We start from the raw sequence: 25,518 nt of genomic DNA, 5'->3' as shown, positions 1-25,518 counted from the left end.
TCTCCTTTGCGCGCAATCCCTGTCCGTTACCCGGTCCCCGTCGGTTACCCGGTTAATGTGACCGTTTCGTCGCAGCGGCGTCAGGGCTCCGCGCCATTGCCGTGCGACAGGCGGGCAAGGACATCGGCCGCGATCGGCCGGGTGACGGCGCGCCCTCGCGCCAGCGCCTCGCGGTCGAGTTCCGCGACCAGGCGGCTGGCGGTCGCCAGCGACCGCTCCATGCGCACGAGGAGGTAGTTGACGACCGCGGCATCGATGGAAATCTGACGGTCGGCGAACAGTTTGACAAGCACGCGGCGGATGAGGTCGTCGTCCGGCTCGCCGATTTCCACAGGCGTTGCCGCCCGCAGCCGCGATTTCAGGTCGGCAAGCCTGATGCCCCAGGCCTCGGGCCAGTGCCGGCAGGTGATCAGCACGAAGGCGCCGGCGGCCCGGGCGGCGTTGAGGAGATGGAACAGCGCGGTGTCGTCGCAGCGGCCGGCCGCACCCGTCGCGCCGTCCGCATCCTCAACCGCGATCGCACGGGCCTCGACGAGGCGCAGCGGATCGGCGCGCGACAGGGCATCGGCGGGAATGATCGTGCCGCCGGTCCGCTCGCGCCAGATATCGGCCAGATGGGATTTGCCGGAACCGGTCGGGCCGGCCAGCACCACCAGCTTGGAGGGCCAGTCCGGCCAGCGCTCGACAAGCTCGAAGGCGGCCCGGTTGCAGTCGGCAACGAGGAAGTCGTCGCGGGCAAAGGACGCTTCGTGGGGCAGATGGAGAGGCAGTTGCGCGGCCTCGTCGGGACGGCGTTTGACCACGCTCACTCCCCTTCCCCGCCGCCGGTTCCCGGCGGTCCGCGGTAAAGGGAGCTCTGCAGATACTGCTCGATGGCGAAGCGGGCGAGCACGCCGACCATGGCCGCGATCGGAACGGCAAGAAGCATGCCGACGAAGCCGAACAGGGAGCCGAAGGCAAACAGCGCGAACATCAGCCAGACCGGATGCAGGCCGACGCTCTCGCCGATCATCTTCGGCTGCAGGATGTTGCCTTCCAGGAACTGGCCGACGACGAAGACGCCGACGACGATGGCGATCATCGTGTAGTCGGGCCAGAACTGCATCAGGGCGACACCGACCGACAGCACGAAGCCGACCGAGGCGCCGACATAGGGGATGAAGCTGATGAGGCCGGCGATAATGCCGATCAGGAAGCCGAAATTGAGCCCGACGACGCTGAGCGAGACGCTGTAATAGGTGCCGAGGATGACGCAGACCATCATCTGGCCGCGCATGAACCCGGAAATGCTGGCGTCCATGTCGCGGGCCAGCCGGTGGATGGTGTCGCGGTGCTGGCGCGGCAGCCAGGAATCGACTGTGGCGACCATGCGGTCCCAGTCGTTCAGCATGTAGAAGGCGACGACGGGAGTGACCACCAGCAGTGCCAGGACCGACAGCAGCGACTGGCCGCCGCTCCACAGGGACTTGGCGAGGCTGGCGAGCCAGCTTGCGCCCTGCTTGACGAAGTCGCCGAGCTGCCCTTGCAGGTCGCCGGTGGTGATGCCGAGGGTTTCCGCCGCCCGGCCGTCGAGGAAATTGGCGGCCAGCGCCTGCAGTTTTTCCGCATAGGTCGGCAGGTTGGCGACGAAGCCGGAGAGCTGGTGGCCGAGCAGCGGCACGAAGATGACCAGTGCCAGGACGAAGCCGATGATGAAGAAGACGAGGATGATGACAGTGGAGAAGAGCCGTCCGATGCCGTGGTTTTCCAGCCAGTCGGCAACCGGATCGAGCAGATAGGCGAGCACCATGCCGGCCACGAACGGCAGCAGGATCCCGCGAAGCACCCAGAGAATGAGGACAGTGACAGCGAGCGCGATGACCCAGAAACTGACCTGGCGACCGAGGCTCAAGATGTCTGCTCCCCTTGCCCGTGATCGTCGCCGTCGGTCATGTGCCGCAGCCACTCAACGAGATATGCCACTGCCGAAAGAAGTGTCAAGAACGCGGTCACGATGACCATCAGGTGGCGGATCGGCGTCAGCTCGGAGGAAAGGCCCAGATCGGCGAGCACCACGGAGGCCAGCACGATCTGCGCCAGCGTGTTGGCCTTGCTGACCAGAAGCGGCTGCATCGGCACCGGCCGGTCCATCATCCAGGACAGCATGACGCCGCCGACGATGAGGACGTCGCGGCTGACGACGGCGATCACCAGCCAGAACGGAATCTCGTTGACCATCGCCAGCGCGATGTAGATGGAGACCAGCAGCGCCTTGTCGGCGATCGGGTCCAGATACGCGCCGAGGTCCGAGCGCGAGGCGAAATGGCGGGCGATGAAGCCGTCGACCCCGTCCGAAACACCGGCGATGACGAACAGCCAGAAAGCCGCGGCATAGGCCTCGGTCCCGATCAGCCAGACGATCACCGGCACCAGGAAAAGCCTCGCCACGGTTATCAGGTTCGGAACCGTCAATCCGCTGTGTTCAGTGTCCATTATTGCAACTGCCTTGCCGCGCCCCCACGCCGCTCCCTCCCGTGCCGCTTTTCTCCCCCAGCTTTCCCGGCGCCATGCCCTTGACGGCGGCCTTGGGGAAAGTGCATCTGCGGCTTGCTTTCCAGGCAGCATATGTTTGGATGCCCGGCGCCGCGTCAATTGTTTTGGGCCGGCGACGATATCGCGCAAGAAAAGGATCGGCCAGACGCCATGAGCGAGACCAGCGAGGGCAAGAGCCCCTACACCTATGCCGGCGCAGGGGTCGATATCGGGGCCGGCAACGCCTTCGTCAAGGCGATAGGGCCGGCCGTGCGCTCAACGGCGCGCCCTGGCGCCGACGGCTCCATCGGCGGTTTCGGCGGCGCCTTCGACCTGGCAGCGACGGGCCTCAAGGACCCGGTACTGATCGCCGCCACCGACGGCGTCGGCACCAAGCTGAAGATCGCGATCGAGACCGGACGGCTCCAGACCGTCGGCGTCGATCTCGTCGCCATGTGCGTCAACGACCTCGTCGTCCAGGGCGCCGAGCCACTGTTCTTCCTCGACTATTACGCCTGCGGCAAGCTCGCCACGGATGAGGCGGCAACGGTGGTCGAGGGAATCGCGGAGGGCTGCCGCCAGGCCGGCTGCGCGTTGATCGGCGGTGAGACGGCGGAAATGCCGGGCATGTACGCGGCCAAGGACTTCGACCTTGCCGGCTTTGCCGTCGGCGCCGCGGAGCGCGAGGCGCTCCTGCCGCGCACCGATATCGACTCGGGCGACGTCCTCATCGGCATTGCCTCCAGCGGCATCCACTCCAACGGCTTTTCGCTGGTCCGCAAGATCGTCACCGACAACGGCCTCTCCTTCGACGATCCCGCCCCGTTCGATAGCTCGCGCAGCCTCGGCGAGGCACTGCTTGAGCCGACACGTATCTATGTGCGCTCCGCCCTTGCCGCGATCCATGCCGCCTCCGGCGGGGTCAAGGCGCTCGCCCACATCACCGGCGGCGGCCTGACGGAGAACCTGCCGCGGGTGCTGCCGGAGGGAACCACGGCGCGGATCGACCTCGACCGCGTCGCCGTCCTTCCCGTCTTTTCCTGGCTGCGCGACCTCGGCACCATCGCCGACGCCGAAATGCTGACGACCTTCAATTGCGGCGTCGGCATGGTCATGGTGGTCTCGCCGGGCGCCGCCGATGCCGTCCTCGACGCACTGACCATTGCCGGCGAGCGGGCCGAGGTGATCGGCCGCTGCCTCGGCGGGCCGGACGCGCAAGCAGGCGTCCCGGTCGTCTATGACGGCGCCCTCTCCTTTCCGGAAACCGGTTCGGCACAATGAGCGATCGCGCCCGCGTCGTCGTGCTGATTTCCGGGCGCGGCTCCAACATGGCCGCGCTCATCGGGGCCGCCAAGGACCCCGCCTACCCGGCCGAGATCGTCGCCGTGATCTCCAACCGGCCGAATGCGGGGGGGCTTGAGACCGCGCGCAGCGCCGGGATTGCGACGGACGTGGTCGACCACAAGGATTTCGACAGCCGCGAGGCGTTCGAAGAAAAGCTCAACGCGGCCATCGACGCGTTCCGGCCGGACGTCGTCTGCCTTGCCGGCTTCATGCGGCTGCTGACGGCAGGGTTTGCGGAGAAGTGGCGCGACCGGCTGATCAACATCCACCCCTCGCTGCTGCCCTCCTTCAAGGGCCTCGACACCCACCTCAGGGCCCTTGCGGCCGGTGTCAAGCTGCACGGCTGCAGCGTCCATTTCGTGCGGCCGGAGATGGATGCCGGACCGCTGATCGCGCAAGGCGCCGTGCCGGTGCTTTCCAGCGACACCGAGGAGACGCTGGCCGCCCGGGTGCTCGCGGCCGAGCACGAGCTCTATCCGGCGGCGCTGGCGCTGGTTGCCAGCGGCCGCACGCGCGTCGTCGAGCACCGGGTCATCGTCGAGCCGGAAGAGGACGGAGCGTTGCCGCCGGCGCTGATCTGGCCGAGGGGAAAATTCTCTCCCGACGGGCATTGACCGCGGCGACCGTCGCCATGTGCGGGATCGTTAGTTGCAGGACTTCAGAGAGGCCTTCAGGGCATCGCTCTGGGTCGAGGTCAGCCCGTCGCCGAAGAACGGCTCGTCGGCGATGTCGGCCGCGGAGAGCTTCTTAACGGCAGAACTCGCCGCGCATTTGCAGCGCGTTGCCGCCGACTCCCGCTGGTCCGGCCGTTTCCAGAGATCGAACACACATTCGTCGACCATCTTCACGCGAAGGTCCTCGCGTCCGGCAGCCCGGGCCTCGTCAGGGCCGCCGAAGATGGCGAGCCCGACAACAGCCGCGCCGCCTAGTGCCAACAGGGAAAGCCGCATCCACCGCTCCTTATTCCGCTTGCATGCCTGAAACTCACCGCCGGAAACGCGCAACTGTGCGGCGCCTCCGGCTTCCCTAAGGTAGGCACCGGTTACCGGTTCGCAAACGCCTCACGCCGCTTTTTCGACGACTTTTTTCAGCCACACCTTGGCATCGTGGAACGCCGCGCCGCCATGGGGCGCGATCGGATCGGCGCCGATGAGGACGTTGATGCCGATGCCGTCGACGAAGGCGCCGTTCGGCCAGATGCTCTCCACGATGAGGACACCCGGCCTCACCGCATCGGCGATCCGCGCGTGGAGCCGCACCGCGCCTCGGGTGTTGCCGAGGGTGACGAGGTCGCCGTCCGCAATGCCGGCGCCCTTGGCGTCGTCCTCATGGACCATCACCTCGGGCCGGCCCTCGCGTTTTGTCGACGACGGCGTCTCGGTGAAGGAAGTGTTGAGGAAGGAGCGCGCCGGCGATGTCGCCAGCCGGAACGGATGGTCGGCGTCCGTCGTCTCGATCACCGGAACGAAATCGGGAAATTCCGGCAGGGCGTCCCAAGCGCCGTGCAGCCCTTCGGCCGGGCCGAAATGGACGTTGTCCCAGCCGGGCTTGAACCGGAATTTGCCGTCCGGATGGGCGAAGCCTTCGGTGAAGTGCGCACGCTCGAAGGCCGGCTGGCAATCGATCCAGCGCGTTTCTTCCAGCTCGTCAAGCGTGCCGAGGCCGGAGTGCTGCAGCAGCCAGTCGACGTGCTCGCGCGCGCTCATGGCAAAGCCGGGATGTTCCAGGCCGAGCCGCTCGGCAAGGCCGGCGAGGACCTCGACATTCGAGCGGCATTCGCCCGGCGCCTCGACCTGCGCTCCCCCGAACAGGAGATGCTGCTGGCCACCGGCCTGGTAGACGTCGTCGTGCTCCAGGAACATGGTTGCCGGCAGCACGATATCGGCCATCTTCGCCGTATCGGTCAGGAACTGTTCGTGGACACAGGTGAACAGATCCTCGCGCAGGAAACCATCCCGGACCTTCGCCGATTCCGGCGCGATGCAGACCGGGTTGGTGTTCTGGATGAAGAGCGCCTCGACCGGCGGGCCGCCGCGCAGGGCCTCGGCATCGCCCGTCAGCACCCGGCCGATCTGCGACTGGTCGAGATTGCGCACCGAGGTGTCGAGAAGCTCGGTTCCCATGATCATCGACTTGTCTAGCTTGAAGATGGCGCTGTTGGAGAGGAACGCGCCACCCCCTTCATGGGCCCAGGCTCCCGTCACCGTCGGGATGGAAATCACCGCATGCATGGAGACGGAGCCGGTGCGCCCTCGGGTGAAACCATAGCCGGTGCGGAAATAGGTTTTTTTGTTATTCCCGATGAGCGCTGCAAGCGCTTCGATCTCCTCGATGGTGACGCCGCAGATATCCGCCGCCCATTCCGGCGTCTTGTCGGCCAGATGCGCCTCGAAGGGCTCCGGCGCATCGGCGTAGCGGGAAAGATACTCCCGGTCGGCGTGGCCGTCGCGAAAGAGGATATGCATGATGGCGCAGGCGAGCGCCGCATCGGTCCCCGGCCGGATGATCAGGGCAAGATCGGCCTGTTTCGCCGTCTCGGTCCGGTAGATGTCGACGGCGGCGATCTTGGCCCCGCGGGTCTTTCTGGCCGTCACCGCATGGGTCATGACGTTGACCTGGGTGGCGACCGGATTGGTGCCCCAGATGACGACGCAGTCGGATTTCGCCATCTCGCGCGGATCGGGACCGGCGACGCGCCCGGTGCCGGCGGCATAGCCGGTCTGGGCGGCCATGGAGCAGACCGTGTCGTATTGCCGCGAATAGCGTTTCTCAAAGCGCAGCCGGAAGATGCTGTCGCGCTGCACCAGGCCCATGGTGCCGGCATAGTAGTACGGCCAGACGGCCTCCGGGCCGTGTCGGCTTTCTGCCTTCAGAAGCGCCTCGGCGGTGATGTCGAGGGCGGCCTCGAAGGAGATCTCCTCGAACCGGCCCTCGCCCTTGGCGCCAATCCGGCGCAGGGGCCTTGTCAATCGGTCCGGGTGGTGCAGCCGTTCCGCATAGCGCGCGACCTTGGCGCAGATGACACCGGCCGTATAGGGATTGTCGGGCGCGCCCCGCACCCGGCCGATCCTGTCCGGCGCCAGCACCTCCACCTCCAGCGCGCAGGTCGACGGACAGTCGTGGGGACAGGCGGACGGCACCGTCCGGGGAAAGGTCTCGCTCGGCATCTCGGCCTCCGATTGGCATGCGGCCCCGCGATGGCCGGAGCCGTCGGTGGGTCCCTGTTCAAAGGGCACCGACACATGCGGGATCGCACAAGTGATATCGCGTCAAAGGGTCTTTCGAAACGGCGATTTATTGAAAATGGATGGCAAATGCGCTTGAAACGGAGGGTCGGCGCAACAACCTAGAACCTGTGTCCGCCGCCGCGCTGCCCTGCCTTCCTGGCGCGCCCCGGGCAATCGCCACCCCAAACCGACGGGACGCAATGAATTTCTCCAACTCGATCGCAGCCAACGTCACCGCCGGAGAATGGGCGGTGTTCATTGCGGTCGTGTCGGCGATCCTCATCTTCGACCTCGGCTATTTGCACCGCCAGGCCCGCGCCATCAAGCTGAAGGACAGCCTCCTCCTCGTCGGGCTCTACGGTAGCATAGCTTTCGCCTTCGGCATCTGGGTCTGGCTGGAATTCGGCACCGATGCGGGCGCGCTGTTCTTCACCGCGTTGATCATCGAGCAGAGCCTTTCCATCGACAACGTGTTCGTGATGTCGGTGATCTTCACCTATTTCGCGATCCCCCAGGAACACCGGCACCGGGTGCTGTTCTGGGGCATTCTGGGGGCCATCGTCTTCCGGGCGATCATGATCTTTGCCGGCACGGCGGCGGTCGCCTCCTTTGACTGGCTGCTGCTGATCTTTGCCGCCATCCTCGTCTTTACCGGCATCAAGCTCCTGTTCATGCAGGAGGAGGACGAGCCGGACCTGGAGCGCAACCGGGTCGTGCGCTTCGTCATCCGCCACCTGCCGGTGACCAAAACCATCCACGGCAAGAAGTTCTTTGCCCGCGAGCCCGATCCGAAATCAGCTTCCGGAACGGCGCTGAAGGCGACGCCGCTGTTCCTCGCCCTGGTCATCATCGAGGGCGCCGATATCGCCTTTGCGGTGGACTCCATCCCGGCCGTGCTCGCCCTCTCCCAGGACGTCTTCATCGTCTACACCAGCAACATCTTCGCGATCCTGGGCTTGCGCGCCCTCTTCTTCGTCGTCGATGCGCTGATCGCCAAGTGCCGCTACCTGAAGCCGGCGCTCTCGGCCATCCTGGTGCTGATCGGCGGCAAGATCGTCTGGGATCATATGATCGGCAAGGTCGACCCGGTGCTCTGCCTCATCGTCACCGTGGCGATCCTCGGCGGCGCCTTCACGCTGTCGGCCATCCGCGGCAGGGCCGCGTGCGAGCGCGGTGAAATCCCGGCGCCGAAGACCCAACCTGTCCGCGACGAGTAGTCCCCTCTCCCGGCCCAAACGAAAACGGGCCGGCGCAAAGGCCGGCCCGTTCCGATATTCCTGACAGCGAGACGCTGCTTCAGCCGACCACTTCCGTCGCGGCGAAGAAGTAGGCGATCTCTTCCTTTGCCGTATCCGGTCCGTCGGAGCCGTGCACGGAGTTCTCGCCGATCGATTCCGCGAAATCCTTGCGGATGGTGCCCTCCGCGGCCTCGGCCGGGTTGGTGGCGCCCATCACTTCGCGGTTCTTGGCGATGGCGTTCTCGCCTTCCAGCACCTGCACGACGGTCGGGCCGGAGCTCATGAACTCGCACAGCTCGTCGAAGAACGGCCGTTCCTTGTGGACCGCATAGAAGCCCTCGGCCTCGCGGCGGGACATCCAGATGCGCTTCTGCGCGACGACGCGCAGGCCCGCGCTCTCCAGACGGTCGACGATCTTGCCGGTGAGGTTGCGCTTGGTGGCATCCGGCTTGATCATGGAGAAGGTGCGTTCGATCGCCATCTCCGGATCCTTTCCTTGAAATCTCGATGGGGAAATGTGGCGTCAGCCTTCAAAAAGGTCGCCGGACGTATAGCGACGGCGCCAGCTTCCCGCAAGCCCGCAGCTGAAACGCCGTTTGCGGGAGGCCGGGACCGAGCGGCGGATCGACGCAATCCGGTAAAGCCGCTATCCCTTTTCCTTCCCCTCGGCGGGAGCAATCCCCTATTGTCTCCCCGACGATCAGCGACGCGCAACGCCCGTGCAGCGGAGAGACCTCGATGAAAGACTATTTCCTCATGAACGCGGAATATGGCCGCTGGGCCAACGCCCGCCTCCTCGACGACTGCGCGACGCTGACCGACCACGAATACCACCGCGACATGAACGCCGTGTTCGGCTCGGTCCACGCAACGCTCAACCACCTCTATGCGACGGACACGATCTGGCTGCACCGCTTCACCGGCGAGGGCGAGCCGCTGGAGACCTATGAGGACATCCTGTTCGAGGACCTCAATGACCTTCGCGAGGCGCGGGCCGTTCTGGACGAGCGCATCATTGCCTTCTTCCAGCTCCTCGACCCGGAGGACATCCACCGCGAACTGCTGTTCCGCACCGCGCGCCGGCCGTCGGTGACCTCGCGCCCGTTCCCGGTCGCCGTTGCCCATTTCTTCACCCACCAGACGCACCACCGCTCGCAGATCCATCTGTGCCTGCGCCAGTTCGGCAAGAGCCCGCGGCCGATCGACATCATCCATTTCCACAAGGCGCCCGCGACCGAGGAAGGCTGATCGCCCCTTGCCGCTTCTGCCCACCGCCATGCCCTTGCCTTGGGACCTGAAATAGGTCACCAAGCTCGCCATGTTACGCATCACCGACCTCACCTACCGGATCGCCGGCCGGATGCTTCTGGACGCCGCCTCGGCGCGCATTCCGGACGGCGCCAAGATCGGCCTCGTCGGCAAGAACGGCACCGGCAAGACGACGCTGTTCCGGCTCGTTGCCGGCGACGCCGCGCCGGAGAGCGGCGAGATCGTCCTGCGCAAGGGCGCGCGGATCGGCGGCGTTGCCCAGGAGGCGCCGGGCGGCCCGCAGCGGCTGATAGACTTCGTGCTCGCCGCCGACACCGAGCGCGCGGCGCTGATGGCGGAGGCCGAGACCGCCACCGATCCGCACCGCATCGCCGACATCCACACGCGCCTTGCCGATATCGACGCCCACGGTGCGGAGGCGCGGACCGCGACCATCCTTGCCGGCCTCGGCTTCGACGAGCCGGCGCAGCAGCGACCCTGCTCGGATTTCTCCGGCGGCTGGCGCATGCGCGTGGCGCTCGCCGCGGCGCTCTTTTCCGCGCCCGACCTGTTGCTCCTCGACGAGCCGACCAACTATCTCGACCTGGAAGGCACGCTCTGGCTTGAAGCCTATATCGCGCGCTATCCGCACACGGTGCTCCTCATCAGCCACGACCGGGATCTCCTCAATTCTGCCGTCGACGGCATCCTGCACCTGGAGACCCTGAAGCTCTTTTCCTATCGCGGCGGCTACGACCAGTTCGAGCGCCAGCGCCGGGAAAAGATGCTCCTCAACGAAAAGGCGCGGGAAAAGGCCGAGGCACAGAAGAAGCACATGGAAGCGTTCGTGGAGCGCTTCCGCTACAAGGCCTCCAAGGCGCGCCAGGCCCAGTCGCGGCTGAAGATGATCGCCAAGCTGGAGCCGATCGCGGCGATGGTCGACGACAGCCTGCGCCCGTTCGAGTTTCCGAACCCGGACAGGCAGCTTTCGCCGCCGATCATTGCGATGGAGAATGTCGCCGTCGGCTACGAGCCGGGCAAGGCGATCCTGAAGGGGCTGTCGCTGAGGGTCGACGACGATGATCGCATCGCGCTGCTGGGCCCCAACGGCAACGGCAAGTCGACCTTCGCCAAGCTGATCTCCGGGCGCCTCAAGGAGCAGTCCGGCACCATCACCACGGCGTCGAAGCTGGACGTTGCCTATTTCGCCCAGCACCAGCTCGACGAACTGGTGCCGAGCCAATCGGCCGTCGACCATGTGCGCGCGCTGATGCCGGATGCGACGGAGCCGAAGGTGCGCGCAAGGGTCGCCCGCTTCGGCCTGCCGACCGACCGGATGGAGACGCCGGCGGGTGACCTTTCCGGCGGCGAGAAGGCGCGGCTCCTGCTCGGGCTCGTCACCTTTTCCGGCCCGCATCTCCTGGTGCTCGACGAGCCGACCAACCATCTGGACGTCGATGCCCGCGAGGCCCTTGTCCAGGCGCTCGCCGAATATTCCGGCGCCGTGCTGATCATCAGCCACGACCGGCATCTGATCGAGGCCTCCTCCGACCGGCTCTGGCTGGTCGCCGACGGGACGGTGAAGGCCTTCGACGGCGACATGGCCGACTATCGCCGCCAGGTGCTGAAAAAGCCGGAAAAGGGCGACAGTTCAAAGGCCAACGGCAGCGCCGAGGCGAACGGCGACAGGCTGACCGGCCAGGAAAAGCGCAAAGCGGCCGCCGCCCGCCGGGCCGAGATGGCGCCCCTGAAGCGGGACATCGACCGGCTGGAAAAGGACATCGAGAAGCTCAACGCCAAGATCGCCGACCTGGACGGCCGCCTCGCCGACCCCGACCTTTTCGCCAGCGATCCGGACGCCGGCGCGCGGCTCGCCAAGGAGCGCTCCGATACCGCGGCCCGCCTTGCCGCGACGGAGGAAACCTGGCTGGAAAAATCGGCGGACTACGAAGAGGCGATGGCTGAGGTTTAGAGGCTGCTGCCGCGTACCATGTCCGCATTCGCCGACGCCGGGCGGGCTGCCCCTGGATCGCTTCGCTTTCGCTCGCGATGACGATTGAGGTGACCTCTTCGCTCGGACACTCATCGTCATCGCGAGGAGGCCGTCAGGCCGACGCGGCGATCCAGCGAGCGTCGGCAGCGGACTCCGCATTCCTCTGGGCACTCCCGGACGCTAACGGCATCCGGCATCCCGCATCCGGCATCCGGCATCCGGCATCCGGCATCGAGTACTAATCTAGCACATTAGAAAAATAATTTATTATTCTGTTTCTATTTCTCTTTTTGATACTCCGAAATCGTGTGCGGAATGGTCTTGTCGGGCCGTGTGACGACATAGTCCTCGGACCAGACGCGCGTCAATCCAAGGTCCTCGAAGCGGGCGAGTTCCGATGGCGTCAGCGGCACCGGCGGGCCGGCCGGTGGCGCGTCCTCGGGCCGCGTGCGGGCGATCACCAGCAGCCGGCCGCCGGGGGCGATGAGATCGGCGACGGCGGAAAAGGCCGCCTGGCGCAAATCGTCCTGGAAGGACTGGATGGTGTAGCACTCGTGGACGAGATCGAAGGCGCCGACCCATTCCGCCGGCGGATTGAACAGGTCGGCGAGCCGGAAGTGGACGCCGGCCTTCGGAAACCGCTCCCGCGCCCAGGAGATCGCGTGCTCGGCGAAATCGAAGCCGACGGTCGTAAAGCCGGCATCGGCGAGCGCCACGGCATTGTCGCCGAGGCCGCAGGCGACGTCGACGGCGCGGCCCTGCCGCTCGCCTTCCGGCAGGCGGGAAAGCCAGTCGGCAAGCGCCGGCTTGGGCTGCAATTCGGCCCATGGCACGGCGGCCGGATCGTGGTGGGCGCCCTCATAGACCGCCTCGAAGAATGCGTGACGCTCGTCGATCGTCCTGCCGTCCTGGGCCTCATGGGACAGCCGGTCCCGGGCAGCAGAACGGCGGGCCTCGAAATCGTCGCTCATGCCTTTTTCTCCCAGCGCCCGCTTTCGGACTGTTGCCAGTAGGTGATGTCCAGGCCGGCGGCCTTTGCCGCCTTCCAGTGTTCGCGTGCATCGGCCAGCTCGTCCGCATCGCGGCCGTCGAAGACGAAGACGGCACGCTCATAGGTGCCGAGATCCGGCGGGTCGGCCCGGTCGACGAGGAAGCGGACCGTGGCGCCGTTCGGATTGTCGGCCTGGTCCGTGAGAAACACCGGCTGGTCGGCGTCGAAGCCGTCACCGGAGGTGCCGTGCGGCAGGAAACTGTCGTCGCGATAGTCCCAGAGCCGCTGGTTCAGCGCCTCGCAGCGCTCGCGCGAGCCGGTCTGCACCACGGTGCGCCAGCCGCGCTCGAGGCACTTCTCCAGGAGGCCGGGCAGCACCTCGTCGAGGCCCCGGCGCTCCAGATGGTAGAACAGCACCTCGGTCATGGCCCACCGGCGCCCTGCCCTATTCGTAGTTCTCGGCGATCAGGCGGTCGAGCAGGCGCACGCCGAAGCCCGACGCCCAGCCCTGGCTGATGTCGCTCTTGGGCGAACCCATCGCCGTGCCGGCGACGTCGAGATGGGCCCAGGGCACATCGTTGACGAAGCGCTGCAGGAACTGCGCCGCCGTGATGGAGCCGGCCCAGCGGCCGCCGGTGTTCTTCATGTCGGCGTTCTTGGTGTCGATCAGCTTGTCGTATTCCTTGCCGAGCGGCATCCGCCAGAGCTTCTCGCCGGTGGTCTCGCCGGCCGACGACAGCGCCGCGGCGAGGTCGTCGTCGTTCGAGAAAAGACCCGCGCGCTCGTGACCGAGGGCGACAATGCAGGCGCCGGTCAGCGTTGCCAGGTTGACCATGAAGCGCGGCTTGAAGCGGTCCTGGCAGTACCAGAGCGCATCGGCGAGCACGAGCCGGCCTTCCGCGTCGGTGTTGATGACCTCGATGGTCTGGCCGGACATGGAGGTGACGATGTCGCCCGGCCGCTGGGCAAGGCCGTCGGGCATGTTCTCGACGAGGCCGATGATGCCGACGACGTTGACCTTGGCCTTGCGCGCGGCAACGGCGTGCATCAGGCCGGTAACGGCGGCAGCGCCGCCCATATCGCCCTTCATGTCCTCCATGCCGCCGGCCGGCTTGATGGAAATGCCGCCGGTGTCGAAGACGACGCCCTTGCCGACGAAGGCGACCGGCGCGTCCTTGGCCTTGCCGCCGTTCCAGCGCATGATCGCCATGCGCGCCGGGCGGGCCGAGCCCTGGGCGACGCCGAGCAGCGCGCCCATCTTCAGCTTCTTCATGTCCTTGTCGGTGAGGATCTCGACCTCGACGCCGAGCTTTTCCAGCTTCTTGGCGCGCTTGGCGAATTCCTCCGGACCGAGCGCATTGGCCGGCTCGTTGACGAGGTCGCGGGCGAGGATCGTACCGTCGGTGACGGCATCGAGCACCGTCCAGAGCTTCCTGGCCTTGCGGGTGTCCTCGACCAGCACCGACACCTTGGAGAGCGGCTTGGCGCCGTCGTCGTCCTTCTTGGTCATGTAGGCATCGAACTTGTAGGCCCGCAGCTTCATGCCGGCGGCGATGGCGGCACCCGCATCGGCGGCGATTTCCTTGCCTGCCGGCGCCTCGACCAGGATATCCACGGCCTCCGCCCCGAGCGAGGCGAGCTTAGCGAGAATGACGCCGCCGAGCTTCATCCAGTCCTGCTCGTCCGGCACTTCGTCCAGTTTCCCGAGCCCGACGACGACGATGCGGTCGAGGGAAAGTCCGGACGGCGCAACCAGATCGAGGCTGCTGCGGGCCTTGCCCTTGAAGTCCGCCGCCTTGAAGGCGCGGGCGATCTGGCCGCCGCTTGCCGAATCGAGTTCGGCGCCGATCGGCCCGAGAGAAAGCGCATCGTCGGTGAAAAGGACTGTGACGCCCGCCTTCGGCGTGGCCACTTTGGAAAAGGAGAAGCTGGGGAGTTTTGCCATGGTATCGCTCAAAAAGGAGGGATGTTGGTGGACGGCGGAGCGCCGGCCCGAAGAGGCAAAGATGGCGCGCCGCGGCGCCAACGGCAAGTCGCGGACACGAATCGGCCTTGGTGCCGTCCTAACCCGGCTGCATGAATACAGGGAATAGCAGGCTTTTGCCCCGCAGCTTTCGGACACCGCCGGCGGGCATTTGCCACGAAAACGATGCGGGAACGCCACAGGGGGCGCCGAAGCGGCCGGGCCGGCGGCAGAAAGACCTGATTAACCTTACATTTTCGCATCCTATTAGCCATTCTTGGGCAACATTCCTGGCGGACGGTGAGACCGGCTGCGATGCGGCAACAAGGGGAAGGCTTCCGGACCGGCGACGGCCGGCATCCGGATACGGTGCATGAGGGTACTTGAGCGTTACGTCTTGTGGCGGCTGGCGATCGCCTTCATCGGAACGACGGTCTCGCTCGCCGGCGTCGTGTGGACGACTCAGGCGCTGCGCCAGTTCAACCTCGTCACCGTCAAGGGACAGACCCTTTGGGTGTTCCTGGAAATCACCCTGCTCGCCCTGCCCCTGCTGCTGCTGCTGATCATGCCGTTCGCGCTCGCCATCGCCATGGTCGTCGTCCTCAACCAGATGAACGGCGACAGCGAACTGGTCGTCATCAACGCCACCGGCGCGCCGCCCTCCGCCTTGCTGCGGCCCTTCGTGATTCTCGCCATCGTCGTCAGCCTGACCGCCGCGGCGCTGTCCACAGTGATCGCGCCGGCCGGGATGAGATTGCTGCGCACCGAACTGACGCTGGTGCGGGCAGATCTCGTCGCCAACATCATCAAGCCGGGCCGATTCATCGAGATCGAGGACGGCCTCACCTTCCACATCCGCGACCGGCTCGGCGACGGCTCCCTGAAGGGCCTGTTGCTCGACGACCGGCGCGAGGCCAACGAGGCCTTCACCTATCTGGCGGAGCGCGGCCAGATCCTGGAAGCGTTCGGGCGCACGGTGATCGTCATGAACGACGGCACCATCCAGCGCCGCACCGCCGACGGCGACCTGTCCGTCGTCGAGTTCGAGGCCTACGGTTTCGACCTCACCAACCTGACGGCGCAGGACCGGGACCCGGTCTACAAGGCGAGCGAGCGGCCGCTGTCGGAACTGATTGCGCCCGACGAGAGCGATGCCTATGTGGCCAAGAATATCGGCCGGATGCGCAGCGACCTGCACGACCGCCTCTCCCAGCCGTTCTATCCGATCGCCTTCGCCCTGGTCGCCTTCCTGTTCCTCGGCGAGGCCCGGACCACGCGCCAAAGCCGCGGCGTCGGCATCGCTATCGTCCTGACCGTCTGCCTCGTCATTCGCCTGCTCGGTTTCTTCTGCACCAATCTCGCGGTGCGCTCACCGCTGGCGGTTCCGTTCCCCTATCTGGTGCCGATCACTGCGGCCGCCATCGCCTATGTCTTCATCGCCACGGAGACCCGCCCGTCCATGCCGCGTGCGGTGACCCGGCTCGGCGATCGCCTCTACGATCTCGCGAGCCGTGCCGCGCGGCGCTTCTCCCCCAGCACATCGGCGCGGGGGTGACGGCGATGATGATGGTCGGCCCGACGCTGCTGCGCTACTTTTCCCTGCGGTTCGCCAAGTGGATCCTCGGCCTGTTCCTGTTGGTCACGCTGTTGATCTTCATGGCCGACTTCCTGGAGGTCGTGCGCCGGACCGCCGACAAGGAGGCCTTCACCCTGTGGCGGGCCCTCGCCATGTCGGCCTTCCGTGTGCCCTCCCTCGTCGAACAGGCGATCCCGTTTGCGACGCTGTTCGGCGCGATCGCCGCCTTCGTCGGGCTGTCGCGCCGCCTGGAACTGGTGATCTCGCGGGCCGCCGGCATCTCCGTGTGGCAGTTCATCGCACCGGCGCTGATCACCGTGCTGGTCATCGGCCTTTTCAGCGTCGCCGTCTTCAACCCGATCTCGGCGATGCTGAAGGAACGCTCCGACGAGATCGGCATCCTCCTGTTCGGCAACGAGCAGCGGGTGGTGCTGCAGACCACTGGCGCGGTCTGGCTGCGCCAGAGCGGGACCGACGGCGAATCGGTGCTGCACGCCGAATACGCCCTCGACCAGGGCGCCCATCTGGTCGGCGTCACGGTCTACACCTTCAACGACCAGGGCCACTATCTGCAGCGCATCGACGCCAAGGACGCCTTTCTGGGCGAAGGCCGCTGGGAAATGAAGGATGCGACCGTCCACCGGCTCGATGCCGACCCGGTCAGCTTCGAGTCCTACATCCTGTCGACCTATCTCGACCCGGCGCAGGTCCGCCAGAGCCTCACCAAGCCTGACACGATCTCCGTTTGGGAACTGCCCGCCTTCATCCGCCTCGCCCAGAATGCGGGCCTGCCCGCATATCAATATCGGTTGCAATATCAAATGCTTCTCGCCAGGCCGCTGCTTCTTGTCGCAATGGTTCTGGTGGCCGCCACGGTGTCCCTTGGCTTCACCCGGGCGGGGGGAGTTGGACGCCTGATTCTGGGTGGAATCGTTGCGGGCTTCGTGCTTTATGTGGTGACGGAATTCGCCAAGGGCCTCGGCGGTGCGGGAATCGTGCCGCCGAGCGTTGCCGCGTGGACGCCGGGAATGATCGCCACCTTGTTGGGTTTTACTGTGTTGCTGTATCGGGAGGACGGTTGATCACTAGGGCATCCGGACACGGCGCAACGGGCACCGCGGGAGCGCGCATCACGCGCCTGCGAACCCTTTTGCTCGCCTCCGTGGCCCTCTTCTCCGCCGCCGCCCTCACCGTCTCGGCGACCCTTGCCCAGGTCTCGACGATCCAGGAGTTCATCGACAAGCCGTCCGATGCCGAGGTCGCCAGCGACATGCTGGTGGAGGCCGATCAACTGGTCTACGACTTCGACAACGACCGGGTCAGCGCCGTCGGCAACGTCCAGATCTACTATCGCGGCTTCACGCTGGAAGCCGGTCGCGTCACCCTCGACCGCAAGACCAACCGGCTGATCGCCGAAGAAGGCGCCCGTCTCGTCGAGCCGACCGGCAACATCATCGAGGCTGAGACCATCAACCTCAGCGACAATTTCCGCGACGGCTTCATCAGTTCGCTGCGCGTGCGCACCATCGAGCGCACCTGCTTTGCCGCCGAAAAGGCGACCCGCAGCGAAGGCGAGACGACGGTCTTCGAGGACGGCATCTACACTGCCTATCCGGAATGCGTCGGCAAGGACGGCAAGCCGCCGCTGTGGCGGATCAAGGCCAAGAAGATCGTCCACAAGCAGTCGGAGCAGATGGTCTACTACGAGGGGGCCCGGCTGGAATTCTGGGGCACCCCGATCGCCTATCTGCCGTTCCTGTCGCATCCCGATCCGTCGGTGAAGCAAAAGAGCGGCCTCCTGGTGCCGAGCTACGTCCATTCCGACGAACTCGGCTTCGGCGTCACCATCCCGTACCATTATGTGATCGCGCCCAATATGGACGTGACCTTTGCCGCCACCCCGCTGTGGCGCCAGGGCCTGTTCGTCCAGGGCGAATGGCGGCACCGCACCCTCAACGGCCAGTATTCCGTCAATGCGGCGGGCATCCGCCAGCGCGATCCGGGCGCCTTTTCCGGCACCAGCGGCGACCGGGACTTCCGCGGCTCGGTGCGCACCTTGGGCGAATTCCATATCAATCCGCGCTGGAAATGGGGCTGGGACGTCACCGCCGTCACCGACCGCGGCTTCATCAAAGACTACAGCCGGGACAACAAGAACGATGACGAGGCGGTTTCCTCGCTCTATCTGCGCGGTATCGGCGGGCGTTCCTATTTCGACCTCAGCACCTACAAATTCCAGGTCTTCCAGGAGGAAGGCACAGGCCGCGACGGCCGCCTCAGGCTAAATCCGCCGGCCTTCTCGCCGCCCTGGCGCGACCTGCAGGACAAGCAGCCGGTGGTCCATCCGGTGCTCGACTATTCGACCGTGTTCGGCAAGCCGGTGGCCGGCGGCGAGTTGAAGCTCGGCGCCAACCTGACGAGCCTGACCCGCGACACCACGGACGCCTATACGGTGCTAAGGAAGTCGGGCGGGCGTCTCACCCGGTTCCGCGGCGTTTCCGGCACCTTCACCCGCACGACGGTGGAGGCCGAATGGCGGCGCGAGATCATTGAGCCGACCATGGGCCACGTGGTGACCCCGTTCATCGCCTTCCAGGGCGACATGTTCAACCTGTCGAATGCCGACCACAACGTGCGCCGGCAGACCAGGGCGACGGCGTTGACCAATCCGGCGGTCGAGCCGTTCAGCAACGACGACGCCGTGTTCCGCGCCATGCCGGCAGTCGGCCTCGACTATCGCTGGCCGTTCCTGATCAGCAGCGACTGGGGCAACCAGGTGATCAGCCCGCGGGCCCAGGTCGTCTCCCGGCCGGATGAGACCAGCATCGGCAAACTGCCGAACGAGGACGCCCAGAGCCTCGTCTTCGACGACACCACCCTGTTCGACCGCGACAAGTTCTCCGGCTTTGACCGGACCGAGGGCGGTACCCGGGCCAATGTCGGGCTGGAGTACAACATCCACGCCAAGGGCGGCGGCTATATCTCCATGCTGGCCGGCCAGTCGTTCCATCTCGCCGGCCGCAATTCCTACGCCGCGCCGGACATCCTCAACACCGGCATCGAATCGGGTCTGCAGGGCGACCAGTCGGACTATGTGGGCCGCATCTATCTCGACACGTCGCGCGGCCTGCTCCTCGGTGCCCGTGGCCGTTTCGACAAGGACGATTTCGATCCGGCCCGCACGGAACTGCAGGCGACGGCCTTTGCCGGTCCGGTGGTCAGCACGGTCACCTATGCCTATCTGCGCCAGCAGCCCGAGTCGGGCATCCTCGACGACCGCGAGGAAATACAAAACGCGACCAACCTCAGGATCGCCGAAAACTGGCGCCTGTTCGGTGCGGTGCGCTATGATCTGAACGACAGGGACGTGGTCAGCGACGGCGCCGGCATTGCCTATGACGACGAGGGCTTTTCCATGTCGCTTGCCTACGCCCAGGACCGCAGCCGCTTCGACGGGGATTCGGTCGACCGGACGATCTTCTTCCGGTTCGGGCTGCGGACCATCGGCGACGGCCAGGTCAGCACCGACAAGCTGGACTGACCGCCGCACGGCGCCAGGCGGTGGCGTCGGGCCGGATTCCAGGGCTTTTTCGCCCTTGTCCTGCCTAAAAGACCTACTAGGAAAAGAACGAGAATGAGCATTTTCGGAGGAACCGAACCCATGACGACCCGTTTTCCGGGCATTCGTTCGCTCGGAACCGTGACGATCGCCGCAATGGTTCTGGCATCCGTCGCCGTTTTCGCCGGCCCCATCGCCGCGGTTGCGCAGTCGACGATCCGCGTGATCGTCAACGACACCGTCATCACCAGCCACCAGATCGAGCAGCGTGCCCGCCTGCTCAGGCTCATCACCCGCAAGAGCCTCGGCACCGCGCGAGCCCTCGCCAGGGAAGAGCTGATCGACGAGGCCCTGCAGCTTCAGGAAGCCAAGCGCCGCGGCTACGACGTCGACGACGAGCGGGTCGAGGCGGCCTATGCCTCGATCGGCCGGGGCGTCAAGCTGTCGCCGAAGCAGCTCACCGCCGCACTGCGCCGCTCCGGCATCACGCCGAAGACGCTGAAGACGCGCCTCAAGGCCCAGATCGGCTGGGGCCAGCTCGTGCAGGGCCGCGCCCGCTCCGCCGTCAACATCCCCGAGCAGGAAATCATCAGCGCCCTGAAAGAAAAGAAGCCGGACGAGGTTCGCGAGATCACCTACGAGTACGACCTCTATCAGGTCATCTACGTGGTGCCGTCGAACGCCTCCAACGGGTTCAAGGCCCAGCAGCAGCGCGCCGCCAACAGCACGCGGGCGAGCTTCCGCTCCTGCTCCAGCGATCTCGCCGGGTTGCGCGGCAAGAAGGACATCGTCGTCAAGCGCATCGGCATCCGGCTCGAAAGCGACATCCGCGGCGAACAGCGCGAGCGGCTGAACGAAACCGATGTCGGCCGGCTCAGCAAGCCCCAGGAGATCGGCTCGGGCTACGAAATGATCGCCGTGTGCGACCGCAAGGAACTGAAGAGCAATGCCGCCGAGCGCAGCCTGATCGAGGACAAGCTCAAGGACGAGGAAAGCGACCTACTTGCCCGGCGATATATTCGCGAATTGCGCAACAACGCCGTCATTATCGAAAAATAGGCCATGACCACGACCTTTGACGCCGCCATGCCACCGCTTGCCCTGACCATGGGCGAGCCGGCCGGCGTCGGCCTCGACATCACGCTGATGGCCTGGGCCGCCCGCCGCCAGCGCGCCGTGCCGCCGTTCTACCTGCTGGCCGGCTTCGACGCGATCCGCCGCCGCGCCGACAGGCTCGGCCTCGACGTCCCGGTGCGCGAAACCAGGCCCGAGGACGCCGCCATGGTGTTCAACGAGGCCCTGCCCGTGGTGCCGCTGGAGGCACCGGTGAAGGCGGAACCGGGCGCGCCCGATCCGGCCGATGCGCCCGCCGTCATCGAGGGCATCGAACGGGCGGTCAAGGATTGCCGGGCCGGGCTTGCCAGCGCCGTCGTCACCAACCCGATCCACAAGAAGACCCTTTACGACGCCGGCTTCATCCATCCCGGACATACCGAGTTCCTCGGCGTGCTCGCCGATATCTGGGACGGCGGGCCGTGGAGCCCGGTGATGATGCTGGCCGGGCCGGAGCTGCGGACCGTGCCGATCACCGTCCACGTTCCGCTCGCCAGGGTGCCGGAGGTTCTGACGACGAAGCTGATCACCGATATCGGCGAAAAGGTCGCCAACGAGCTGATCCGCCGCTTTTCCATCGCCGCGCCGCGGATCGCTGTCGCCGGCCTCAACCCCCATGCGGGCGAATCCGGCTCGATCGGCACCGAGGAGGCGGATATCATCGCCCCGGCGATCGCCAACCTGATCAGGAAGCGCATCAATGCCGTCGGGCCGCTGTCCGCCGACACCCTGTTCCATCCGGAAGCCCGGCGCAGCTATGACGCCGTGCTGGCGATGTACCACGACCAGGCGCTGATCCCGGTCAAGACCATCGCCTTCGACGAGACCGTCAACGTCACTCTCGGGCTGCCCTTCGTGCGCACCTCGCCGGACCACGGCACCGCCTTCGACATTGCCGGAACCGGCAAGGCCCGTGCCCTCAGCCTGACGCGGTCGCTCAGGCTTGCCGGGCGCCTTGCCCGGGCCGATGCGCGCGCGCCTGCCTGATGGGGCAGATCGACGACCTGCCGCCGCTGCGCGAGGTCATCCGCACCCACGACCTCGGCGCCAAAAAATCGCTCGGCCAGAACTTCCTCCTCGATCTCAACCTGACGGCGCGGATCGCCCGCGCGGCGGGACCGCTTGAGGACGTCACCGCCGTGGAAGTCGGCCCCGGCCCCGGCGGGCTGACCCGCGCGCTGCTGGCTGCCGGCGCGAAACGGGTGCTGGCGGTGGAGCGCGACGAGCGCTGCCTGCCGGCGCTCGCCGACATCGCTTCTGCCTATCCCGGACGGCTTCAGGTGCTCGCCGAGGATGCGCTGAAGGTCGACTGGCAGGCACATCTGGGCGGGCCGGCGGTGCTGGTCGCCAACCTTCCCTACAATATCGCAACGCCGCTCCTCATCGGCTGGCTGCAGGACGAGACCTGGCCGCCCTTCTGGCGGTGCGCGACGCTGATGTTCCAGCGCGAGGTCGCCGAGCGCATCGTCGCTCCCCCCGGCAGCAGGACCTTTGGCCGGCTTTCCGTCATGGCCGGCTGGCGCACGGAGGCGCGGCTCCTCTTCGACATCCCGGCCCGCGCCTTCACCCCGCCGCCGAAGGTCGTCTCCTCCGTCGTCCATCTGGTGCCGCGAACTGACGCCGCGAACATCTCGCCGAAGCTCCTGGAACGGGTGACGGCCGCCGCCTTCGGCCAACGCCGCAAGATGCTGCGCTCCAGCCTCAAGTCCCTGGCGCCCGACGCCGCAGACCTGATCGCCGCTGCCGGACTCGATCCGACCGCGCGGGCGGAGGACATTTCCGTTGCCGGCTTCATCGACCTTGCAAGGACCCTTGAAAAGAAGGGATCGGTCGCGCTCAATACGCCAAGTCCATAACCGGAAAAAACAACGGGGCTCAGAGGGAATGAAACGCCAATCCATGATCGACTACGGCCGGCCGCTGGAAGAGACCGACGCGGCGATGCCCGAGCCGCAGGGCACGGAGGTCGTCGTCGCGGTCCGCCATTGCGGCGTCTGCCACTCCGACCTGCACCTGCATGAAGGCCATTTCGAGCTCGGCAACGGCCGGACGCTCGACGTCAAGGGCGGGCGCGCCCTGCCCTTCACCCTCGGCCACGAAATCGAGGGATCGGTTGCTGCTATCGGACCGGAGGTGGAGGGCGTTTCGATCGGCGACCATTACGTCATCTATCCCTTCATCGGCTGCAACGACTGTCCGGCCTGCCGCGCCGGCGAAGAACACATCTGCGACCGCCCGCAGCAGATCGGCATCCAGGTCGACGGCGGCTACGCCACCCATGTGGTCGTGCCGCATCCGCGCTACCTGCTCGACGCCGACGGCATCCCGCCAGAAATCGCCGGCACCTATATGTGCTCCGGATTGACCGCATTTTCCGCAATGGAGCGGCTCGGCCGCGAGGCCGCGCGGGGTCCCCTCCTCATCGTCGGCCTTGGTGGCGTCGGCATGATGGGGCTTTCCTTCGCCCGCGCACTCTACGGCACGGCGCCCTATGTCGCCGACATCGATCCGGCCAAACGCGCCGCGGCGATGGACGCCGGGGCCGCAGCGGCCTTCGATCCGGCCGCGCCCGATGCCCGCAAGGCGTTCCTCAAGGCGACCGGCGGTGTCTATGGCGCGGTCGATTTCGCCGGCGCGGAAGGCTCGCTCAATTTCGCCCAGAGCGTCGTCCAGAAGGGCGGCACGGTGGTGGTTGCCGGGCTCATCGGCGGCTCGTTCTCGCTGCCGATCCCGATGTTCCCCTTGCGCGCCATCACCATCGCCGGCTCCTATGCCGGCACCCTCGACCAGGCACGGCGCATGCTCGACCTGGTGCGCGGCGGCCAGGTGGCGGGAATTCCGGTGACCTTGCGCGATCTATCCGATGCGAACGCGTGTCTGGACGAGTTGCGGGCCGGACAGGTATCGGGGCGGCTGGTGTTGACGGTCGGAGAGTAGCGGTCAGTCTCCGAAGATCATGTTGTCATCGCGAGGAGACCGTTAGGCCGACGCGGCGATCCAGAGCGACTTGCTCAGAGCGTGCCGCCCTGGATTGCCGCGCTCGCTTCGCCCGCTCGCAATGACGGCAAACGATGACAACACGGTCAGCGAGCGAAAAACCTACTCCACCAGCGTCCTTACAAAAGCCTCTAACCCCGGCCGGCGCTCGCGCTTCAGGCGGCCGGCGGCGAGGATCGCGCGGACGTCGGCGAGCGCACGGTTCAGGTCGTCGTTGACGATGACGTAGTCGTATTCCTGCCAGTGGGCGATCTCGGTGCGGGCATTGGCGAGGCGCCGCTCGATGACGTCCGGGCTGTCCTCGGCCCGCCGCTCCAGCCGCGATTTCAGCTCGGCCATCGACGGCGGCAGGATGAAGACGCTGACGATGTCTTCGCGCGCCTTCTCGTAAAGTTGCAGGGTGCCCTGCCAGTCGATGTCGAAGAGGACATCGCGGCCGGCGGCCAGCGCCTCCTCCACCGGACCGCGCGGCGTGCCGTAGAAATTGCCGTGCACCTCCGCCCATTCCAGCAACTCGTCGCGCTCGCGCATGACCGCGAAGTCGCGCTCCGACAGGAACCGGTAGTGGACGCCGTCGACCTCGCTGCCGCGGCGCGGGCGCGTCGTCACCGAGACCGAGAGAGTCACCTCGGGTGCCCCGGCGTCCTTTCCGGGCGACAACAGCGAGCGGGCGATCGACGACTTCCCGGCGCCCGACGGCGAAGAGAGCACCAGCATGACCCCGCGGCGCTCGATAGTGGTCGTCGTTCCCATGGATGCCCCCGCCGCCTTGCCGCCTATTCGATGTTCTGGATCTGCTCGCGCAACTGGTCGACGACCGCCTTCAGGTCGAGGCCGATGGTGGTCAGCTCCACCGAGTTCGACTTGGAGCAGAGCGTGTTGACCTCGCGGTTGAATTCCTGGGCCAGGAAGTCGAGCTTGCGGCCGACCACCTTGCCGTCGGCGAGAAGCGCGCGGGCCGCCGCCACATGGGCGGTCAGCCGGTCGAGCTCCTCGCGGATGTCGGCCTTGTTGGCGATGAACACCGCTTCCTGGTGCAGGCGCTGGGGATCGAGTTCGCCGGAGGCCTCGGTGAGCGTTGCGACCTGTTCGGCGATGCGCTTGCGGATCGCCTCCAGGCTGCGTTCCGGGCAGGCTTCGGCCGCCGCCGTCAGCCGTTCGATCTCGTCGATCTGGCGTCCGGCGATCTCGGCAAGCGCCCGGCCCTCGTCGGCACGGGCCGCGACCAGATCCGTCAGCGCCCGTTCGAAACCGGCGACAAGCGCGGCATCGAAGGCCGCCCTTTGCTCCTCGGTTTCCTCGTTTTCGGTGAATTCCAGCACGCCGCGCAGGCCAAGCAGGCCGTCGACACTCGGCGCCGTCGCGTCGATGCGCCCGGCAACCGCTGTCGCAATCTTCAGCACGTCCTCCAGCACCTCTTCGTTGAGCTGGATGGTGGTGCGCGGCGTGTCGTGGGTGATCGACAGGGTGGCATTGAGATTGCCGCGGGTCAGGTGCTCACGCGCAAGGGCCCGGACCGCGGGATCGACGCTCTCCCGGCCATGCGGAACGCGCAGGCGCACATCGAGGCCCTTGCCGTTGACCGAGCGCAGCTCCCACGTCCAGCGGGCATCGGCATGGGTTCCGTCGACCCGGGAGAACCCGGTCATGCTGGCAAGCGCCATTGGGTATTGCGGCCGCGGCCGCCCTTCTTCGTCGCGGTGCGAAAAGGTGCCGTGGGAGGAGTGATGCCGTGACGGACCGTCCCATCGATCTCGA

Annotated in this window: 23 protein-coding genes; 12 read left to right on the top strand and 11 right to left on the bottom strand. The window is 66.4% G+C overall.

The genetic code is table 11. The features are described 5' to 3' along the window. Positions 1-80: 80 nt before the first annotated feature. Genes CH339_RS08385 through CH339_RS08375 form a run of 3 tightly spaced genes read right to left on the bottom strand, consistent with a single transcriptional unit; the run spans position 81 to position 2,472 of the window. On the bottom strand, positions 81-809 hold the full coding sequence (locus CH339_RS08385; protein ID WP_245408125.1) for an HdaA/DnaA family protein: 729 nt from the start codon (positions 807-809) through the stop codon (positions 81-83). Then, the gene (locus tag CH339_RS08380) at positions 806-1,891 is read right to left on the bottom strand and encodes an AI-2E family transporter (protein WP_111433895.1); all 1,086 of its coding nucleotides are present in this window, start codon (positions 1,889-1,891) and stop codon (positions 806-808) included. Before CH339_RS08380 ends, CH339_RS08385 begins: the two co-directional genes overlap by 4 nt. Continuing rightward, positions 1,888-2,472, bottom strand: a complete 585-nt coding sequence (locus CH339_RS08375) for a CDP-alcohol phosphatidyltransferase family protein (protein WP_306461172.1) — start codon at positions 2,470-2,472, stop codon at positions 1,888-1,890. Before CH339_RS08375 ends, CH339_RS08380 begins: the two co-directional genes overlap by 4 nt. 210 nt (positions 2,473-2,682) lie before the next feature. Between CH339_RS08375 and purM the strand changes: the two genes are divergently transcribed. Both purM and purN read left to right on the top strand, forming a co-directional pair. Beyond that, on the top strand, positions 2,683-3,792 hold the full coding sequence (gene purM / locus CH339_RS08370) for a phosphoribosylformylglycinamidine cyclo-ligase (RefSeq protein WP_111433949.1): 1,110 nt from the start codon (positions 2,683-2,685) through the stop codon (positions 3,790-3,792). Continuing rightward, complete coding sequence (gene purN / locus CH339_RS08365; RefSeq protein ID WP_111433893.1) at positions 3,789-4,469, top strand: phosphoribosylglycinamide formyltransferase; 681 nt, start codon at positions 3,789-3,791, stop codon at positions 4,467-4,469. The genes purM and purN overlap by 4 nt, the downstream gene beginning before the upstream one ends. Before the next feature lie 30 nt (positions 4,470-4,499). Here purN and CH339_RS08360 read toward each other — a convergent pair whose 3' ends face one another. Together CH339_RS08360 and CH339_RS08355 are read right to left on the bottom strand one after the other, a co-directional pair. Next, positions 4,500-4,805, bottom strand: a complete 306-nt coding sequence (locus CH339_RS08360) for a hypothetical protein (RefSeq protein ID WP_111433892.1) — start codon at positions 4,803-4,805, stop codon at positions 4,500-4,502. A 111-nt stretch (positions 4,806-4,916) separates the two neighbouring features. Beyond that, positions 4,917-7,022: a molybdopterin-containing oxidoreductase family protein gene (locus CH339_RS08355; protein ID WP_111433948.1), complete on the bottom strand. Its 2,106-nt coding sequence runs from the start codon at positions 7,020-7,022 to the stop codon at positions 4,917-4,919. 260 nt (positions 7,023-7,282) lie between these two features. On the opposite strand from CH339_RS08355, the gene CH339_RS08350 reads away from it, so the two are divergent. Then, complete coding sequence (locus tag CH339_RS08350) at positions 7,283-8,299, top strand: TerC/Alx family metal homeostasis membrane protein (protein ID WP_111433891.1); 1,017 nt, start codon at positions 7,283-7,285, stop codon at positions 8,297-8,299. A gap of 79 nt (positions 8,300-8,378) precedes the next feature. Here the strand turns inward: CH339_RS08350 and ndk are convergent, their stop codons facing one another. Beyond that, the gene (ndk, locus tag CH339_RS08345) at positions 8,379-8,801 is read right to left on the bottom strand and encodes a nucleoside-diphosphate kinase (protein ID WP_111433890.1); all 423 of its coding nucleotides are present in this window, start codon (positions 8,799-8,801) and stop codon (positions 8,379-8,381) included. 257 nt (positions 8,802-9,058) lie between these two features. On the opposite strand from ndk, the gene CH339_RS08340 reads away from it, so the two are divergent. Both CH339_RS08340 and CH339_RS08335 read left to right on the top strand, forming a co-directional pair. Further along, positions 9,059-9,568, top strand: a complete 510-nt coding sequence (locus CH339_RS08340) for a DinB family protein (RefSeq protein WP_111433889.1) — start codon at positions 9,059-9,061, stop codon at positions 9,566-9,568. A gap of 70 nt (positions 9,569-9,638) precedes the next feature. Then, positions 9,639-11,540: an ABC-F family ATP-binding cassette domain-containing protein gene (locus CH339_RS08335; RefSeq protein ID WP_111433888.1), complete on the top strand. Its 1,902-nt coding sequence runs from the start codon at positions 9,639-9,641 to the stop codon at positions 11,538-11,540. Between the two features lie 299 nt (positions 11,541-11,839). Here CH339_RS08335 and CH339_RS08330 read toward each other — a convergent pair whose 3' ends face one another. The 3 genes from CH339_RS08330 to CH339_RS08320 are packed head-to-tail and all read right to left on the bottom strand — an operon-like array spanning position 11,840 to position 14,497. Next, positions 11,840-12,532: a class I SAM-dependent methyltransferase gene (locus CH339_RS08330; RefSeq protein WP_111433887.1), complete on the bottom strand. Its 693-nt coding sequence runs from the start codon at positions 12,530-12,532 to the stop codon at positions 11,840-11,842. Next, entirely contained in the window at positions 12,529-12,978 is a 450-nt protein-coding gene (locus CH339_RS08325) for a DNA polymerase III subunit chi (RefSeq protein ID WP_111433886.1), read from the bottom strand. Before CH339_RS08325 ends, CH339_RS08330 begins: the two co-directional genes overlap by 4 nt. 19 nt (positions 12,979-12,997) lie before the next feature. Next, positions 12,998-14,497 carry a leucyl aminopeptidase gene (locus CH339_RS08320; RefSeq protein WP_111433947.1) on the bottom strand — a complete coding sequence of 500 codons (1,500 nt, stop codon included), beginning with the start codon at positions 14,495-14,497 and terminating at the stop codon, positions 12,998-13,000. Positions 14,498-14,888: 391 nt separating this feature from the next. Between CH339_RS08320 and lptF the strand changes: the two genes are divergently transcribed. The 7 genes from lptF (at position 14,889) to CH339_RS08285 (ending at position 23,700) form a co-directional block, all read left to right on the top strand. Then, complete coding sequence (lptF, locus tag CH339_RS08315) at positions 14,889-16,070, top strand: LPS export ABC transporter permease LptF (RefSeq protein ID WP_111433885.1); 1,182 nt, start codon at positions 14,889-14,891, stop codon at positions 16,068-16,070. Positions 16,071-16,075: 5 nt separating this feature from the next. After that, positions 16,076-17,173 (top strand): LPS export ABC transporter permease LptG, encoded by a 1,098-nt coding sequence (gene lptG / locus CH339_RS08310; protein WP_306461171.1) that lies wholly within the window; start codon positions 16,076-16,078, stop codon positions 17,171-17,173. Then, on the top strand, positions 17,170-19,632 hold the full coding sequence (locus CH339_RS08305) for an LPS-assembly protein LptD (protein WP_146610140.1): 2,463 nt from the start codon (positions 17,170-17,172) through the stop codon (positions 19,630-19,632). Before lptG ends, CH339_RS08305 begins: the two co-directional genes overlap by 4 nt. A 120-nt stretch (positions 19,633-19,752) precedes the next feature. Next, positions 19,753-20,709, top strand: a complete 957-nt coding sequence (locus tag CH339_RS08300) for a SurA N-terminal domain-containing protein (RefSeq protein ID WP_170138445.1) — start codon at positions 19,753-19,755, stop codon at positions 20,707-20,709. A 3-nt stretch (positions 20,710-20,712) separates the two neighbouring features. Then, positions 20,713-21,750, top strand: coding sequence for a 4-hydroxythreonine-4-phosphate dehydrogenase PdxA (gene pdxA / locus CH339_RS08295; RefSeq protein WP_244668956.1), 1,038 nt, complete (start codon positions 20,713-20,715; stop codon positions 21,748-21,750). After that, entirely contained in the window at positions 21,750-22,619 is an 870-nt protein-coding gene (gene rsmA / locus CH339_RS08290) for a 16S rRNA (adenine(1518)-N(6)/adenine(1519)-N(6))-dimethyltransferase RsmA (RefSeq protein ID WP_111433882.1), read from the top strand. The genes pdxA and rsmA overlap by 1 nt, the downstream gene beginning before the upstream one ends. Positions 22,620-22,647: 28 nt before the next feature. Next, positions 22,648-23,700, top strand: a complete 1,053-nt coding sequence (locus CH339_RS08285) for an alcohol dehydrogenase catalytic domain-containing protein (protein ID WP_111433881.1) — start codon at positions 22,648-22,650, stop codon at positions 23,698-23,700. A gap of 162 nt (positions 23,701-23,862) precedes the next feature. On the opposite strand, the gene gmk is transcribed toward CH339_RS08285, so the two are convergent. Both gmk and CH339_RS08275 read right to left on the bottom strand, forming a co-directional pair. After that, positions 23,863-24,513 carry a guanylate kinase gene (gene gmk / locus CH339_RS08280; protein ID WP_244668957.1) on the bottom strand — a complete coding sequence of 217 codons (651 nt, stop codon included), beginning with the start codon at positions 24,511-24,513 and terminating at the stop codon, positions 23,863-23,865. A 23-nt stretch (positions 24,514-24,536) separates the two neighbouring features. Beyond that, positions 24,537-25,409 (bottom strand): YicC/YloC family endoribonuclease, encoded by an 873-nt coding sequence (locus tag CH339_RS08275; protein WP_306461170.1) that lies wholly within the window; start codon positions 25,407-25,409, stop codon positions 24,537-24,539. Positions 25,410-25,518: the final 109 nt, after the last annotated feature.

Source organism: Rhodobium orientis, assembly GCF_003258835.1.
In the GTDB taxonomy this organism is placed as follows: domain Bacteria; phylum Pseudomonadota; class Alphaproteobacteria; order Rhizobiales; family Rhodobiaceae; genus Rhodobium; species Rhodobium orientis.
Note: the sequence above shows the minus strand (reverse complement) of the source record. Positions and strands in the feature narration are given on the sequence as shown.

Coding starts and splice junctions, on each gene's coding strand:
- purM (WP_111433949.1), top strand. CDS start 2,683: ATGAGCGAGACCAGCGAGGGCAAGAGCCCCTACACCTATGCCGGCGCA.
- CH339_RS08330 (WP_111433887.1), bottom strand. CDS start 12,532: ATGAGCGACGATTTCGAGGCCCGCCGTTCTGCTGCCCGGGACCGGCTG.
- CH339_RS08300 (WP_170138445.1), top strand. CDS start 19,753: ATGACGACCCGTTTTCCGGGCATTCGTTCGCTCGGAACCGTGACGATC.
- CH339_RS08320 (WP_111433947.1), bottom strand. CDS start 14,497: ATGGCAAAACTCCCCAGCTTCTCCTTTTCCAAAGTGGCCACGCCGAAG.
- lptG (WP_306461171.1), top strand. CDS start 16,076: ATGATGATGGTCGGCCCGACGCTGCTGCGCTACTTTTCCCTGCGGTTC.
- CH339_RS08350 (WP_111433891.1), top strand. CDS start 7,283: ATGAATTTCTCCAACTCGATCGCAGCCAACGTCACCGCCGGAGAATGG.
- gmk (WP_244668957.1), bottom strand. CDS start 24,513: ATGGGAACGACGACCACTATCGAGCGCCGCGGGGTCATGCTGGTGCTC.
- ndk (WP_111433890.1), bottom strand. CDS start 8,801: ATGGCGATCGAACGCACCTTCTCCATGATCAAGCCGGATGCCACCAAG.
- CH339_RS08285 (WP_111433881.1), top strand. CDS start 22,648: ATGAAACGCCAATCCATGATCGACTACGGCCGGCCGCTGGAAGAGACC.
- CH339_RS08375 (WP_306461172.1), bottom strand. CDS start 2,472: ATGGACACTGAACACAGCGGATTGACGGTTCCGAACCTGATAACCGTG.
- CH339_RS08355 (WP_111433948.1), bottom strand. CDS start 7,022: ATGCCGAGCGAGACCTTTCCCCGGACGGTGCCGTCCGCCTGTCCCCAC.
- rsmA (WP_111433882.1), top strand. CDS start 21,750: ATGGGGCAGATCGACGACCTGCCGCCGCTGCGCGAGGTCATCCGCACC.
- CH339_RS08335 (WP_111433888.1), top strand. CDS start 9,639: ATGTTACGCATCACCGACCTCACCTACCGGATCGCCGGCCGGATGCTT.
- pdxA (WP_244668956.1), top strand. CDS start 20,713: ATGACCACGACCTTTGACGCCGCCATGCCACCGCTTGCCCTGACCATG.
- CH339_RS08360 (WP_111433892.1), bottom strand. CDS start 4,805: ATGCGGCTTTCCCTGTTGGCACTAGGCGGCGCGGCTGTTGTCGGGCTC.
- CH339_RS08275 (WP_306461170.1), bottom strand. CDS start 25,409: ATGACCGGGTTCTCCCGGGTCGACGGAACCCATGCCGATGCCCGCTGG.
- lptF (WP_111433885.1), top strand. CDS start 14,889: ATGAGGGTACTTGAGCGTTACGTCTTGTGGCGGCTGGCGATCGCCTTC.
- CH339_RS08340 (WP_111433889.1), top strand. CDS start 9,059: ATGAAAGACTATTTCCTCATGAACGCGGAATATGGCCGCTGGGCCAAC.
- CH339_RS08325 (WP_111433886.1), bottom strand. CDS start 12,978: ATGACCGAGGTGCTGTTCTACCATCTGGAGCGCCGGGGCCTCGACGAG.
- purN (WP_111433893.1), top strand. CDS start 3,789: ATGAGCGATCGCGCCCGCGTCGTCGTGCTGATTTCCGGGCGCGGCTCC.